We start from the raw sequence: 14,185 nt of genomic DNA on the forward strand, positions 1-14,185 counted from the left end.
GCTTACGGCAACGCCACGGATTAAATGTGGGAGGCGTTGCCCCCTCCCGCACGGGTTATTTGTCGACCTTGAGGATTTCGTAATCGCGCAATTTATTGGCGATGGTGGTGTGAGACACGCCCAAGCGCTTACCCAGCAGTCGACTGCTAGGGTGCTCGGCGTACAGGCTTTCCAGCACTGCCTTCTCGAAGCGTCCGACGATCGCCTCCAAACCACCCTCCAGCGAGAAATCGCCAAGCGGCTGACGCACGCCATAGTCCGGCAGCCGGATATGCTCGGCCTTGACCGTGCCGCCGTCGCACAACGACACCGCCTGGAACAACACGTTTTCCAACTGCCGCACGTTACCTGGCCAGTGGTAGTGGCTCAGGCGCTCCATCGCGGCGGGCGCCAGCTTGGGCAGCGGGCAGCCGATCTGGCGGCTGGCCTGGTCGAGAAAGTGCTCCACCAACGGCGCCAGGCCATCAAGGCATTCACGCAACGGTGGGATATGCAGGGACAGCACGTTGAGGCGATGGTAGAGATCCTGGCGGAATTCACCACGGGCGCACAGCTCGGACAAATCCACCTGGGTGGCGCAGATCACCCGCACATCCAGGTACACCTCTTCATCGCTGCCGACACGCCGAAAGCAGCCGTCCTGCAAAAAGCGCAGCAATTTCACCTGCAAGCGCGCGCTCATTTCCCCGACACCATCGAGAAACAGCGTACCGCCCGCTGTCAGTTCCAGCAGCCCGAGCTTGCCTTCGGCCCGCGCGCCTTCAAAAGCGCCTGGGCCATAGCCAAACAGCTCGGTCTCGGCCATCGATTCAGGCAGGCCGGCGCAGTTGAGCGCCATCAACGGCGACTGCCCGCGTGGGCTGGCCAGGTGACAGGCACGCGCCAGCAACTCTTTACCCGTGCCGGTTTCGCCTTCTATTAATAGCGGCGCATCCAGCGGTGCCATGCGCCGCGCTTCGCGGACCACGGCAGCCATGACCATGGAGCTTTGGAAGATACTGTCGAAGCCACGCAACTCTTGCTTGCGCACGTTGTAGATGCGCTCACCGACGCGATCGGCGCGATGCAGGGTCAACACGGCGCCCGCCATCGCTTCGCTGTCATCGTGCTCGGAGGATTGCAGCGGCGCGATATCCGCCAGGAACACGTCACCCTTGACCTTGACCCGCAGGCCATTGATCCGCGACTTGCTGGCGCGCACCAGTTCCGGCAAATCGAAATCCTCGGCATAGCGCGACAGCGGAATCCCCGGCACCTCGTCCACCCGCACGCCAAGCAACTGCGCCGCGGCACGGTTGGCGGCAACGATGGAGCCGCCCATGTCGATGGACAACACCGGAAACTCCAGGGCACCAAGCAGCGCATTGAGCTCCATATGCCGGCGCTCGCTGGGCATCAGCCCTACCCTCTTTACGCCAAAAACCCCGGCAATCGCCTCGAACTGCGGACGCAATGCCTGGAACTGCATGTTCACCAGGTTCGGGCAGTACAGGTAGATGGCATTGCCGTGCTCGCCACCGACCTCGCCCTTGGCGACGTTGACGCCGTACTCCACCAGCAGGTTGAGGATGTCCCGCAGGATGCCGATGCGGTTCTGGCAATGCACTTTGATACGCATGGAAAGGCTCGAAAGGTCGGTAGGCGCTGCGTCTTTTTGTCGCTGGGCGCAGATAGTCGTCAAGATTATGTGACAGTCGCCGCGCTTTTCACAGCGTGGTGACGCCAGAATACCCAGGGTCGTAACGAAAACTTTACGAAAAACGGTAATTTTTCCTACGAACACACCTGAGCGGCAGGTGGAATCGCGCCCCAGTCGGGGTATCAATAGGGTCATCGCAGGACATAACAAGAACGAATGCCTAGCAGGAGAGCCGTATGAAGCAGACGCACTACGTGGCCCGCGAGCCCGATGCGCAAGGTTTTATCCACTACCCGCCGGAAGAACACGCGGTGTGGAACACTCTGATCACCCGTCAATTGAAAGTGATCGAGGGTCGCGCCTGCCAGGAATACCTGGACGGCATCGACAAGCTCGGCCTGCCCCTGGACCGCATTCCACAGTTGAGCGAAATCAACCAGGTGCTGGCCGACACCACGGGCTGGCAAGTTGCCCGGGTACCGGCGCTGATCCCCTTCCAGACCTTTTTCGAATTGCTCGCCAACAAGCAGTTTCCCGTGGCGACCTTTATTCGCACCCGCGAAGAACTGGACTACCTGCAAGAGCCGGATATTTTCCATGAGATCTTTGGTCACTGCCCGCTGCTGACCAACCCCTGGTTCGCCGAATTCACCCACACCTATGGCAAGCTCGGCCTGGCAGCCACCAAGGAGCAACGGGTGTACCTCGCGCGCCTCTACTGGATGACCATCGAGTTCGGCCTGGTGGATACCCCTGAAGGTCGGCGCATCTACGGTGGTGGCATTCTGTCGTCGCCCAAAGAGACGGTGTACAGCCTGTCGTCCGAGCCTGAGCACCAAGCCTTCGACCCACTGGAGGCAATGCGCACGCCGTATCGTATTGATATCCTGCAACCGCTGTACTTTGTCCTGCCCAACCTCAAGCGCCTGTTCGAAGTCGCGCAGGAAGACATCATGGGCATGGTTGAGCGCGGTATGCAGTTAGGCTTGCACGCCCCGAAATTTCCGCCAAAACCCAAAGCAGCGTGAACCTCAGGTTTTGCGGCCAGGTGAGTCTGTTCCCTGGCCCCGCGTTGCTTTAGGGTAACGCCACTGACGACCGTTTCCAGACACTCGAATTCAGGACACCCCCATGACTACCTTGAACCAAGCCCACTGCGAAGCCTGCCGCGCCGATGCCCCACAGGTCAGCGATGAAGAACTGCCGGTGCTGCTCAAGCAGATTCCCGACTGGAATATCGAAGTACGCGATGGCGTGATGCAACTGGAAAAGGTCTTCCTGTTCAAGAACTTCAAGTTCGCCCTGGCCTTTACCAACGCCATGGGTGAAATCTCCGAAGCCGAAGGCCATCACCCAGGCCTGCTCACCGAATGGGGCAAAGTCACCGTGACCTGGTGGAGCCACTCCATTAAGGGCCTGCACCGCAACGACTTCATCATGGCCGCGCGTACCGACGAAGTGGCCAAGAACGCCGAGGGCCGCAAGTAATGCATTTCGATGCCATTGGTCGCGTGCCCGGCGACCCGATTCTCGGGCTGATGGACCTGTACGCCCAAGACTCCAACCCGAACAAGTTCGACCTCGGCGTGGGCGTGTACAAGGACGACCAGGGCCTGACGCCGATTCCCCATTCGGTGAAACGCGCGGAACAGCGCCTGGTCGACACCCAGACCACCAAGACCTATATCGGCGGCCACGGCAATGCGGCCTTTGGCACATTGATCAGTGAGCTGGTACTGGGCACCGACTCGGCGCTGCTGCGCGAAGGCCGTGCCGGCGCCACCCAGACCCCAGGCGGCACCGGCGCCCTGCGCCTGAGCGCCGACTTTATCGCCCACAGCCTGCCCGGCCGTGGCGTATGGCTGAGCAACCCGACCTGGCCGATCCACGAAACCATCTTCGCCAAGGCCGGGCTCAAGGTCAGCCATTACCCTTACGTGGGGGCGGACAACCGGCTGGATGTGGCGGCAATGCTCGCCACCCTGTCCACCGTGCCCGAGGGCGATGTGGTGTTGCTGCACGCCTGCTGCCATAACCCGACCGGCTTCGACCTGTCCCAGGCGGACTGGCGCCAGGTGCTGGAAATCGTGCGCGAGCGCCGGTTGCTGCCGTTGATCGACTTTGCCTACCAGGGCTTCGGCGACGGCCTGGAACAGGACGCCTGGGCGGTACGACTAATGGCGACCGAGTTGCCAGAGGTCCTGGTCACCAGTTCCTGTTCGAAGAACTTCGGCCTGTACAGTGACCGTGTCGGCGCGTTGATTGTGTGTGCGGCGGATGCCGAGAAGCTGACCGACGTGCGCAGCCAGTTAGCGAACATCGCCCGTAACCTGTGGTCGACCCCACCGGATCATGGGGCGGCGGTGGTCGCGACCATCCTCGGCGATGCCGAGCTGAAGACGCTGTGGAGCGGCGAAGTCGAAGCCATGCGTTCACGCATCGCGCAGTTGCGTTGCGGACTGGTGGAGGCGTTGGCGCCTCACGGTTTGTCGGAGCGGTTCGCGCACATCGGCGCACAACGCGGGATGTTTTCCTACACCGGTTTGAGTGCCGAGCAGGTGAAGCAACTGCGCGAGAAGCACAGCGTGTATATGGTCAGTTCGGGGCGGGCTAACGTGGCGGGTATTGACGCGACACGCCTGACGCTCCTGGCCGAAGCCATTGCCGACGTCTCCAACTGAAGAAACACAAAACCAATTGTAGGAGCGAGCTTGCTCGCGAAGAACTCATAAGCACCGCGCCTATTCAGGCTGCACGCGTTATCGTTGACGTTTTTCGCGAGCAAGCTCGCTCCCACATCTGGACTGTGGTTGGCCTTCAGTTGGTGATCATCTCGGCCTTGAGCTGTGCCTCTTTGGCCTGCGCATCGGCCAACCGATACAACTCGATATGCCCATCCCAGTGTTCGATCAACGCCGTGCACGACTCCACCCAATCCCCGCAGTTGAGGTAATCGACCTCACCCACCTTGCGAATTTCCGCGTGATGGATATGCCCGCACACCACGCCGTGCAGTTCACGCTTGGTCACTTCATGGGCGATGGCTTCTTCAAAGTCGCTGATAAAGCTCACGGCGGTTTTCACCTTGTGCTTCAGGTACGCTGACAGCGACCAGTAGCCGTAGCCATACCGCGCGCGCCAATGATTGAGCCAACGGTTCAACGTCAGCGTGAACTCGTAGGCCGAGTCGCCGAGGAACGCCAGCCAACGGTGATAGCGGGTGATCACATCGAACTGGTCGCCATGGATCACCAGCAAGTGCCGGCCATCGGCGGTGACATGCACGGCCTCGTCCACCAGTTGGATATTGCCCAGGATCAGCGTGGAATAGCGACGCAGGAACTCATCGTGGTTGCCGGTGACGTAGATCACCTCGGTGCCGCGCTTGGCCATGGTCAGCAAGCGGCGGATCACGTTGGTGTGGGCCTGGGGCCAATACATGCCGCCACGCAGCTTCCAGCCGTCGATGATATCGCCGACCAGGTAGACCTTGTCGGCGTGGTACCCCTTGAGAAACTGCGACAGGTGTTCGGCCTGGCAATCCCGGGTGCCCAGGTGCACATCGGAAATCCACAGGGTACGCACGCGCTGCTTACGGCTGGGCGGGGTGAACTCGGCACTGGTCATGGGCATCCCTCGACGCTGTTTTTGCGAGCTTGCGCCCAGGCGGTGAATAGCCCATGACAGCTGTGCGTCAGTCTGATGACAGCGCCCACCGAGGGCGAAGCGTTGTAGACTGGCGCCCTGCTGCCCAGGAGACCGCGATGCAACCGTCCCTCACGCTCCGCCACTACCTCGAAGCGCCCATTGCCCACAGCCATGACCACGTGCAGCTGGTGTTCGGCCTGTCCGGCCATTTGGACCTGGAAGTCGATGGCCGTGGCAGCCAGGTGCATGAGAGCAGTGTGATGGTGCTGCCCTTCTCTGCGCATCACGCCTGCGGCAGCCGCGATGGCAGCCGCTGCCTGGTGCTCGACGTGCCCACCGAACACTGGGTGCTGCAATCGTTGGGCGAGCATGCCGATGCCAGCCGCCGCCTGCTCGATCAACCGGCCCGCCTGACCCTGGATACCCGGCAACACCAGTTGGTGCAATGGCTGGCGCACAGCCCGGTGAGTGACCCGCTGATCGCCCAGCAAGGCGCGGTGTTGTTACTCGCCAGCCTCAATCATCCGCAGGCGCCCCTCACGCCGGGCCGGCGCCTGCCCTACGCCGCGTTCAATGCCCATATCGAGCGGCACGCCGCCCATCCCCTGCAGGTCGCTGACCTGGCGCGCATCGCCGACCTCTCGGTGGCGCGCCTGCATGCGCGATTCATGGCCGAGTGCGGGCAGACGCCCATGGACTATATCCGCAGCCGTCGCCTGCACAGGGCACTGGGCCTGCTGCGCGACACCCCGCTGCCCATCGGCGAGATCGCCGCACGCGTCGGCTATGCCTCGCAGAGTGCGTTTGCCGCGGCAATGTTGCGTGAGTTCGGCGCCTCCCCCGGCGCCTTGCGGCGTTCGGTGCACACGCGAGTCCTGCGCTAAAAATCGCGAGCCGCACGACAGACACCCACACCGTCCACCCTCTAGACTGCGATCCTGTCACCCCGTTGGTTCAAGGATCGCAATGACTCCCCGTTCAGCCCTCGGCGCCCTGCATATCGGCGCACTGATGTTTGGCCTCACCGGCGTATTCGGCAAGCTGGCGGCCGCCTCGCCGGCCATCATCGTGTTCGGCCGCGCCGCGTTTGCGGTGTTGGCCCTGGCGGTCTTCGCGCGCTTCGCCAGCAACGCCCCCTGGAAGACGTTGCAAATGCGCGACTGGCGCCGGCTGCTGGTCAGTGGCGTGTTGCTGGCCGCACATTGGGTGACGTTCTTCATGGCGGTCAAGGTTGCTGGCGTCGCGGTGGCAACCCTGGGGTTTACCGCATTCCCGGCGTTCACTGTGATCCTCGAGGGCTTGATCTTCCGCGAGCGGATCCGCGCCAATGAAGTGCTGCTGGTCGCGCTGGTGACCGTCGGCCTGGTGCTGGTCACGCCAGACTTCAACCTCGCCAGCGAAGCCACGGGCGGCCTGCTGTGGGGGATTGTCTCGGGGCTGCTGTTTTCCTTGCTGTCGCTGAACAACCGCGCCAGCTCCGGACGGATTCCGGCGGTACAGGCGGCGCTGTGCCAGAACGTGGTGGTCGCCGTGTGCCTGTTGCCCGTGGCGGCACCAGGGCTGGCGGATGTGCGGGCCATGGACTGGCTGTGGATCGGGCTGCTTGGGGTGTTCTGTACCGGGTTGGCCCACAGCCTGTTTGTCGCCAGCCTCGCGGTGATCAAGGCGCGCACCGCCTCGGTGGTGTTCGCCATGGAACCGGTCTATGGCATCACGGTGGCGTGGCTACTGTTCGCCGAAACCCCGACCTTGCGCATGCTGCTGGGCGGCGCGCTGATCATTGTCGCCATCGTCCTCTCCGGCCTGATGGGCAGTGCCAGCCAGGCCAAACAGCCGGCAGCGACGGCCTGATCTATACTTTGCCCATCCGCAACAGTCTGTCGTCGTTCAACGGATAAAGACTCCTCGACGACAGCCATGCCCTTTGAAGTTGCTGCAAGCGAGTGGTCACTCCATTAACGCTATGCAGGAGCTTCATCATGGAAACACTCATCAGCTTGCTGGTTCAGATCATCAGCGGTGCCGTCGGCGGTAATCTGGCCGGCATGACCAAGCAGAGCCTGGGCACCGGGCTCAATACCTTTCTTGGCGGGGTCGGCGGCCTGGTGCTGGGCCAGGTGGTCTCCGCACTGACGGGCACCTCCGGTGGCGAAGCACTGGATGTGGCGGCGGTCGGCAGCAATATTGTCGGCGGTGGCATCGGTGGCCTGGTGCTGACGTGGATCGTGGGCTTCATCAAGAACCAGATGGCTGCCAAGTAGGCACGCGGCAGTGGGTCACTATCCTGCCAGGACGGTGACCTTTACTGCGTACGATCGTTGTGCCCCAGGTCACGCTGCGGGTCGATCTGGTCGCGCACACGCTGCTTGAGTACCTTGGCCTCCGGGAAGCCGCCATCGGCCTTGCGCTCCCAGATCTGCACGCCGTCGCAGGTGATGCGAAACGCCCCTCCCGTGGCGGGCGCCAGCGACACTTTGCCCAGGTCATCGGCAAAGGTGCTCAGCAGCTCCTGGGCCAGCCATGCGGCGCGAAGCAGCCATTGGCACTGGGTGCAGTAGGTGATGACGATTTCGGGTTTGCTGACGGACATAACTTGACAGGTTCCTGGCGTAACGGGCTCGGAGGGTCGAGTGGCTATAATACCGGCCTTTATCGCCCAGCCTCGAGATTCATGATGCGCCGCCTGCTGTCCTGCCTGTTACTGTGCCTTCTCCCCCTCCTCGCCCACGCCGCCGACGCGCCGCGCCCGAAAATCGGCCTGGTACTGTCCGGTGGCGCCGCGCGCGGCCTGGCCCATATCGGCGTGCTCAAGGCCCTGGAGGAACAGGGGATTCATATCGATGCGATTGCGGGTACCAGCATGGGGGCGGTGATCGGTGGGCTGTATGCGTCGGGTTACAAGATCGACGAACTGGAAAAACTGGCACTGGGCATCGACTGGCAGCAAGCCCTCTCCGACGCGCCGCCTCGCGAGGATGTGCCGTTCCGGCGCAAGCAGGATGACCGGGACTTCCTGGTCAAGCAGAAGCTCAGTTTCCGCGATGACGGCAGCCTGGGCCTGCCCCTCGGGGTGATCCAGGGACAGAACCTGGCGCTGCTGCTGGAAAGCATGTTTGCCCACACCAGTAACATCCGCAATTTCGACAAGCTCCCCATCCCGTTCCGCGCCGTAGCCACGGACATCACCACTGGCGAAAAAGTGGTGTTCCGCAAGGGCCACCTGCCCCAGGTGATCCGCGCCAGCATGTCGATCCCGGCCGTATTCGCCCCGGTCGAGTTGGATGGCCGGCTGCTGGTGGACGGCGGCATGACCGACAACATCCCCCTGGACGTGGCGCGGGAGATGGGTGTCGACATCGCCATCGTGGTCGACATCGGCACGCCGCTGCGCTCGCGCAAGCAACTGGCCACGGTGGTGGATGTGCTCAACCAGTCCATCACCCTGATGACCCGACGTAACTCCGAAGAACAACTCAAGGCCCTGCACCCCAAGGATGTGCTGATCCAACCACCACTGGCCGCCTACGGCGTGACGGACTTCGGCCGCGCCAAGGACATGATCGACGCCGGCTACCGCGCCACCCGCGCCCTCGACGTGCGCCTGGCCCACCTGCGCCCTGCCGAACCGATCGACCCGGAACTGGTCGCTGCGCGCACTCCGGGCGAACGCACGCCGGTGATCACCGCCATCACGGTGGAGAACGACTCGAAAGTCAGCGACGACGTGATCCGCTACTACATCCGCCAACCCCTGGGTGAGCCGCTGAACCTGGGCCGCCTGCAAACGGACATGGGCACCTTGTACGGCCTGGACTACTTCGAGCAGGTGCAATACCGCGTGGTCAAGAAAGGCCACGACAATACCCTGGTGATCAGCGCGCGCGGCAAACGCAGCGGCACCGATTACCTGCGCCTGGGCCTGAACCTATCGGACGACATGCGCGGCGACAGCGCTTTCAACCTCGGCGCCAGCTACCGTATGAACGGCATCAACCGCCTCGGCGCAGAATGGCTGACGCGGGTGCAGATCGGCGACCGGCAGGAACTGTACAGCGAGTTCTACCAGCCGATGGACACCGGTTCACGTTACTTCGTCGCCCCCTATCTGAGTGCCCAGGCGCAGAACGTCGAGCTGATCCTGGACAACGACCCCATCTCCGAATACCGCCTGGAACGCTATGGTTTCGGGTTGAATGTCGGGCGGCAGATCGGCAACAGCGGTGAGATCCGCTTCGGTGTCGGCGAGGCCTGGGGCAAGGCCGATGTGCGCATCGGCGACCGAGACCTGCCGAGCGTGAGCTTCAGCGAAGGCTTCTATGAGTTGAAGTACTCCTTCGACTCCCTCGACAACGTGTACTTCCCGCACAGCGGTGAAGACATCGGCCTGGCATTCCGGGAATTCGAGCCGGGGCTGGGCTCGGACCAGCGGTACCGGCAATGGGAATTCAAGCTGGACAAGGCCATGAGCAGCGGCCCAGACACCCTGGTGCTGGGCGGGCGCTACGGGCGGACCCTGGATAACTCGGATGTGGTGATTTCCAGCTTTCTGCTCGGCGGGGCGCGGCAATTGTCGGGCTTTCGCCAGGATGCGATTTCGGGGCAGAACATCAGCTTGATGCGGGCGGTGTACTACCGCCGCCTGACGCCGCGCTCATACCTGCCACTGGATTTCCCGCTATACCTGGGCGCCTCCCTGGAACGGGGCCGGGCGTGGAACAACGACAATGAATTCGACAGCGGCTATATCAATGCCGCGAGTATTTTCCTCGGGTTTGATACGCCATTGGGGCCACTGAACTTCAGCTATGGGTTCAATGATGATAGTCAGCAGGCGGTTTACTTGAACCTGGGGCAGACGTTCTGACGCATCAACCGCAGGAGCCGGCGTGTTGTGGCGAGGGTACACACTCACTCGCCACAACACGCCCTGGATCCAGCCGTGTCAGGACTTTTCCAGATTCGCCAGGATATGCCCATGCACGCGCATGCACACGCGCATATCTTCTTCATCCACGCCCACGAACAGTTCATGGCGCAAGGCAGTGGCAATGGTCTCGATCTGCTCGATCAAGGGGCGGGCGCTATCGCATAGCAGAATACGCTTGGCACGGCGGTCTTCCACCACGGCCTGGCGCTGCACCAGGCCCTGGCCTTCCAGGCTATCGAGCAAACGTGCCAGGGTCGGGCCTTCCACGCCGACGCTTTGCGCCAACTCGCGTTGCGTCGGTGCTTCTTCGAAACGAGCCAGGTGCAACAGCACCAGCCAGCGCGCCTGGGACAAGCCCAGCCCAGCCAGACGGCGGTCCAGCTCGGCGCGCCAACCTCGGGACATTTGCGCCAACTGCATGCCAAAACGGTGTTGATCGGTTAACGGCATAAAAAACTCATGGGTTAGACTGAAAATAAAGTATGGCTAATTATTAGTCAGCTAAGCATGAGCCATGTCAGTAGGCAAGGTCTGCTATGTACTGATTCGTTACATTGTCGTAATTGGCACACTAAATTTCGAATTCCGACTGCAATGCCGCCCGAACACAGTACAAAACACCCTCAGGCACACGCCCGGTAAACAGCGGCGCAATCTCCGAAACGGCTGGCAATTCGCCTTCTCCATCGAGGAAGGCGTCTTGGATTTCGCCGAGCAAATCTTCCGGCAAATCAAGGGCCTGCTCCAGGGACAGCTGTTGCTTGCCGATGGATTCAGCCAACAGGGTGTAGACGTTTTTCTCCGAACATTGCAGTTGGCCGGCGATCTGAATCGGGGTCATGCCGGCGCGTGCCAGGCTGATCAATTCATGGCGAATATCGGCGACTTCCTTCGGCGCCTCGGCCTGGCCGCCGAGCACTTCGAGGAAGGCTTGGCCATAACGCTCCAGCTTGCGCGCACCCACGCCGCTGACCCGGGCCATCTCGGCCAGGGTGGTGGGTTGCTCGCGCAGCATCTCCAACAGGGTCGAGTCGGGGAAGATGACGTAAGGCGGCACGCTGTGTTCCTGTGCCAGTTTGCGCCGCAGGGTGCGCAAGGCTTCCCACTGCTCGCGTTCTTCGCCACGCACCAGTTGGCTGGCCTGGCTGGTGCTGCTCTTGGCGGTGGTTTGCGGCTTGAGGTCGCGACGCAGTTCCAGGCTCACTTCGCCCTTGAGCAGCGGCCGGCAACTGTCGTTCAGGCGCAGGCCGCCGTAGCCCTCGATGTCGATATCAACCAGGCCGCGCGCGACCATCTGTCGGAACAGTGAACGCCACTCGCCTTCGGCCCGTGCCTTGCCGACGCCATAGACCGAGAGTTTTTCGTGACCGAAGCTGCGCACTTTTTCGTTGTCTTTGCCCAGCAATACGTCCACCAGATGGCCCACGCCATAACGCTGGCCAGTACGGTAGATCGCTGACAACCCCTGGCGTGCCGGTTCGGTGGCGTCCCAGGTCTGTACGCCGTCGACGCAATTGTCACAGTGACCGCACGGCTCGGGCATGTCTTCGTCGAAGTACGCCAACAGGGTCTGGCGGCGGCAGCGCGTCTCTTCGCACAGCGACAACATGGCGTCGAGCTTGTGCTGTTCCAGGCGCTTGTGGCGTTCGTCACCCTCGGAGTTCTGCAGCATCTGCTTGAGCATCACCACGTCTTGCAGGCCGTAGACCATCCAGGCATCCGCTGGCAGGCCGTCACGGCCGGCACGCCCAGTTTCCTGGTAGTAAGCCTCGAGGGACTTGGGCAGGTCCATATGCGCCACGAAGCGCACGTTGGACTTGTCGATCCCCATGCCGAAGGCGATGGTTGCCACCATGATCAGGCCTTCCTCGTTGAGGAAGCGTTTCTGGTGGGCGGAGCGCGTTTCATTGGGCAGGCCGGCGTGGTACGGCAGCGCCGGGTAACCCTGCTCGCACAGGAAGGCGGCCACTTCATCGACTTTCTTGCGCGACAGGCAATAGACAATGCCCGCATCGCTGCGCCGCTCGGACAGGAACGCCAGCAACTGCTTGCGTGGCTGCTCCTTGGGCACGATGCGGTAGAAAATATTCGGTCGGTCGAAGCTCGACAGGAAGCGCTCGGCATTCTGTAAATGCAGGCGCTCGACAATCTCTTCGCGGGTGCGCTTGTCGGCGGTGGCGGTCAGCGCGATGCGCGGGACGTCGGGGAACAACTCTGCCAACTGGCCCAATTGCAGGTATTCGCGACGGAAATCGTGCCCCCATTGCGAAACGCAGTGGGCTTCGTCGATGGCGAACAGGGCGATTTCCAGGCTTTGCAGGAAGGCCAGCATGCGTGGCTGCACCAGGCGCTCTGGGGCGAGGTAGAGCATTTTCACTTCGCCGCGCTTGATGCGCGCGGCCAGGTCGCGCTGCTGTTCGGCGCTGAGGGTGGAGTTCAATGACGCGGCCGCCACACCGAGTTCCTCCAGGGTCGCCACCTGGTCGTCCATCAACGCAATCAACGGCGACACCACCACGGCCAGGCCGTTACGCAGCAAGGCGGGCACCTGGAAACACAACGACTTGCCGCCGCCGGTAGGCATCAGGACCAGGGCATCACCGCCACTGGCCACGCGCTCAATGATCGCACCCTGGCGGCCACGAAAACTGTCGTAGCCGAAGATGTCCTTGAGGACGCGTTGAGCCTGCTCGAGCATGTAAAACTCCAAAAAAGTGCCGAAACCCTCAGTACAGGCTGGCCGAAAAAACGCGGTTTCACGGAAAATAATCCGTAAACGAAGTTTTCTCGGCCTGGTGCCTGGCCTGCGGGGCATCACAAAACGCGGCAGTATACCCGAGGGTCATCCGGCAAAGGGCGCGACTGACGAATAGACGTCCGTCTCTAAAACCTGGCAAATATGCAGTGCGGCTGGCCTGGGCGCTCAAGAAAGCCTAGAATTCAGCATCGTTTATTCCCAAGGTAGTCCTTCAATGTCCTTCGCTGAGCAACTAACCCGCCTGCAAGCCTTCCTCGACGCCGATGAGCTGCATGACGAGGCGCTGGACTATGTGGCCGCCCACGGCTACCTGACCGCCTTGTCGATCTCCTCCGACATCGTGCCGGACCGTGAGTGGATCGACGCCTTGTTCGCCGAAGAGCCGCACTACGCCGACGCCGCCCAGCGTGAAGAAATCGAAGCCACCCTGGTGGCCCTGAAGGCCCACATCGGTCGCCAACTGGCCTCCGATGAAGAGTTCGAACTGCCGTGTGACCTCGACCTGGGTGAAGAGCCGGACGACTCCGACCTGCGCGGCTGGTGCATCGGCTTCATGGAAGGCGTATTCCTGCGTGAAGCCGCCTGGTTCGAAACCGCCGAGGAAGAAGTCAGCGAAATGCTGCTGCCCATCATGGTCGGTTCGGGCCTGTTCGACGACCAGCCGGAGTTCTCCGACATCGCCGCCGACGCCAACCTGATGGACGACATGATCGTACAGATTCCGGAAGCGCTCACCGCCCTGTACCTGCTGTGCAACGCCCCTGACGAAAAACCGGCGATCCTCAAGCCACGCCACCACTGAGTCGTTTGCCCGTGACACCCATGGGCAACCGCTCGTTGCTCCTGCGCTACGTGCTGCTGGCCATCGGCTGGTTGAGCGTGGCGCTGGGGGTCATCGGTATTTTCCTGCCGGTCTTGCCGACCACGCCCTTTCTCCTGCTCGCCGCCGCCTGCTTCGCACGCAGCTCCCCGCGTTTCTACCGCTGGCTGGTGGAGCACCCGCGCCTGGGCCCTTGGATTCGCGACTATCTCGACGGCAATGGCATCCCGCTCAAGGGCAAGGTCTACGCCATCGGCCTGATGTGGTTGAGCATCGGTTTCTCCTGCTACCTGGTCCCCCTGCCCTGGGCGCGCGGCTTCATGCTGACCAGCGCCGTGCTGGTGACGATCTACATCCTGCGCCAGAAAACCCTGCCACCGAGGTAAGTGCGTG

At 62.2% G+C, this 14,185-nt stretch carries 14 protein-coding genes; 9 read left to right on the plus strand and 5 right to left on the minus strand.

Annotated elements, in window-relative coordinates; translation table 11 throughout:
* Nucleotides 1-55: 55 nt before the first annotated feature.
* A complete protein-coding gene (locus tag AB7933_RS24245) occupies nucleotides 56-1,618 on the minus strand; it encodes a sigma-54-dependent phenylalanine hydroxylase transcriptional regulator PhhR (RefSeq protein ID WP_024076732.1) in 1,563 nt (520 codons plus the stop codon).
* A gap of 257 nt (nucleotides 1,619-1,875) precedes the next feature.
* Between AB7933_RS24245 and phhA the strand changes: the two genes are divergently transcribed.
* From phhA to AB7933_RS24260, 3 genes are all read left to right on the plus strand, one after another.
* Nucleotides 1,876-2,667 (plus strand): phenylalanine 4-monooxygenase, encoded by a 792-nt coding sequence (phhA, locus tag AB7933_RS24250; RefSeq protein ID WP_024076733.1) that lies wholly within the window; start codon nucleotides 1,876-1,878, stop codon nucleotides 2,665-2,667.
* A 103-nt stretch (nucleotides 2,668-2,770) separates the two neighbouring features.
* The gene (locus AB7933_RS24255; protein WP_024076734.1) at nucleotides 2,771-3,127 is read left to right on the plus strand and encodes a 4a-hydroxytetrahydrobiopterin dehydratase; all 357 of its coding nucleotides are present in this window, start codon (nucleotides 2,771-2,773) and stop codon (nucleotides 3,125-3,127) included.
* Nucleotides 3,127-4,320, plus strand: coding sequence for an amino acid aminotransferase (locus tag AB7933_RS24260; protein ID WP_024076735.1), 1,194 nt, complete (start codon nucleotides 3,127-3,129; stop codon nucleotides 4,318-4,320). Before AB7933_RS24255 ends, AB7933_RS24260 begins: the two co-directional genes overlap by 1 nt.
* Nucleotides 4,321-4,456: 136 nt before the next feature.
* Here the strand turns inward: AB7933_RS24260 and AB7933_RS24265 are convergent, their stop codons facing one another.
* On the minus strand, nucleotides 4,457-5,266 hold the full coding sequence (locus AB7933_RS24265; protein ID WP_024076736.1) for a UDP-2,3-diacylglucosamine diphosphatase: 810 nt from the start codon (nucleotides 5,264-5,266) through the stop codon (nucleotides 4,457-4,459).
* A 137-nt stretch (nucleotides 5,267-5,403) separates the two neighbouring features.
* On the opposite strand from AB7933_RS24265, the gene AB7933_RS24270 reads away from it, so the two are divergent.
* From AB7933_RS24270 to AB7933_RS24280, 3 genes are all read left to right on the plus strand, one after another.
* A complete protein-coding gene (locus tag AB7933_RS24270) occupies nucleotides 5,404-6,171 on the plus strand; it encodes an AraC family transcriptional regulator (protein ID WP_024076737.1) in 768 nt (255 codons plus the stop codon).
* Nucleotides 6,172-6,253: 82 nt separating this feature from the next.
* The gene (locus tag AB7933_RS24275; protein WP_024076738.1) at nucleotides 6,254-7,138 is read left to right on the plus strand and encodes a DMT family transporter; all 885 of its coding nucleotides are present in this window, start codon (nucleotides 6,254-6,256) and stop codon (nucleotides 7,136-7,138) included.
* 128 nt (nucleotides 7,139-7,266) lie between these two features.
* The gene (locus tag AB7933_RS24280) at nucleotides 7,267-7,548 is read left to right on the plus strand and encodes a hypothetical protein (protein ID WP_024076740.1); all 282 of its coding nucleotides are present in this window, start codon (nucleotides 7,267-7,269) and stop codon (nucleotides 7,546-7,548) included.
* Nucleotides 7,549-7,589: 41 nt separating this feature from the next.
* On the opposite strand, the gene AB7933_RS24285 is transcribed toward AB7933_RS24280, so the two are convergent.
* Nucleotides 7,590-7,877: a SelT/SelW/SelH family protein gene (locus AB7933_RS24285; RefSeq protein WP_024076741.1), complete on the minus strand. Its 288-nt coding sequence runs from the start codon at nucleotides 7,875-7,877 to the stop codon at nucleotides 7,590-7,592.
* A gap of 84 nt (nucleotides 7,878-7,961) precedes the next feature.
* Between AB7933_RS24285 and AB7933_RS24290 the strand changes: the two genes are divergently transcribed.
* Nucleotides 7,962-10,151, plus strand: a complete 2,190-nt coding sequence (locus tag AB7933_RS24290; RefSeq protein ID WP_041160991.1) for a patatin-like phospholipase family protein — start codon at nucleotides 7,962-7,964, stop codon at nucleotides 10,149-10,151.
* A 78-nt stretch (nucleotides 10,152-10,229) separates the two neighbouring features.
* On the opposite strand, the gene AB7933_RS24295 is transcribed toward AB7933_RS24290, so the two are convergent.
* Together AB7933_RS24295 and recQ are read right to left on the minus strand one after the other, a co-directional pair.
* A complete protein-coding gene (locus AB7933_RS24295) occupies nucleotides 10,230-10,664 on the minus strand; it encodes a MarR family transcriptional regulator (protein WP_024076743.1) in 435 nt (144 codons plus the stop codon).
* A gap of 121 nt (nucleotides 10,665-10,785) precedes the next feature.
* A complete protein-coding gene (gene recQ / locus AB7933_RS24300; RefSeq protein ID WP_024076744.1) occupies nucleotides 10,786-12,912 on the minus strand; it encodes a DNA helicase RecQ in 2,127 nt (708 codons plus the stop codon).
* A gap of 274 nt (nucleotides 12,913-13,186) precedes the next feature.
* Here recQ and AB7933_RS24305 point away from each other — a divergent pair, with 274 nt between their 5' ends.
* Nucleotides 13,187-13,774 carry a YecA family protein gene (locus AB7933_RS24305; RefSeq protein ID WP_024076745.1) on the plus strand — a complete coding sequence of 196 codons (588 nt, stop codon included), beginning with the start codon at nucleotides 13,187-13,189 and terminating at the stop codon, nucleotides 13,772-13,774.
* A gap of 20 nt (nucleotides 13,775-13,794) precedes the next feature.
* Nucleotides 13,795-14,178 (plus strand): YbaN family protein, encoded by a 384-nt coding sequence (locus tag AB7933_RS24310; protein ID WP_041160992.1) that lies wholly within the window; start codon nucleotides 13,795-13,797, stop codon nucleotides 14,176-14,178.
* Nucleotides 14,179-14,185 lie beyond the last annotated feature (7 nt).

This window comes from Pseudomonas gorinensis (genome assembly GCF_042015035.1).
GTDB classification, from domain to species: Bacteria; Pseudomonadota; Gammaproteobacteria; order Pseudomonadales; family Pseudomonadaceae; genus Aquipseudomonas; species Aquipseudomonas gorinensis.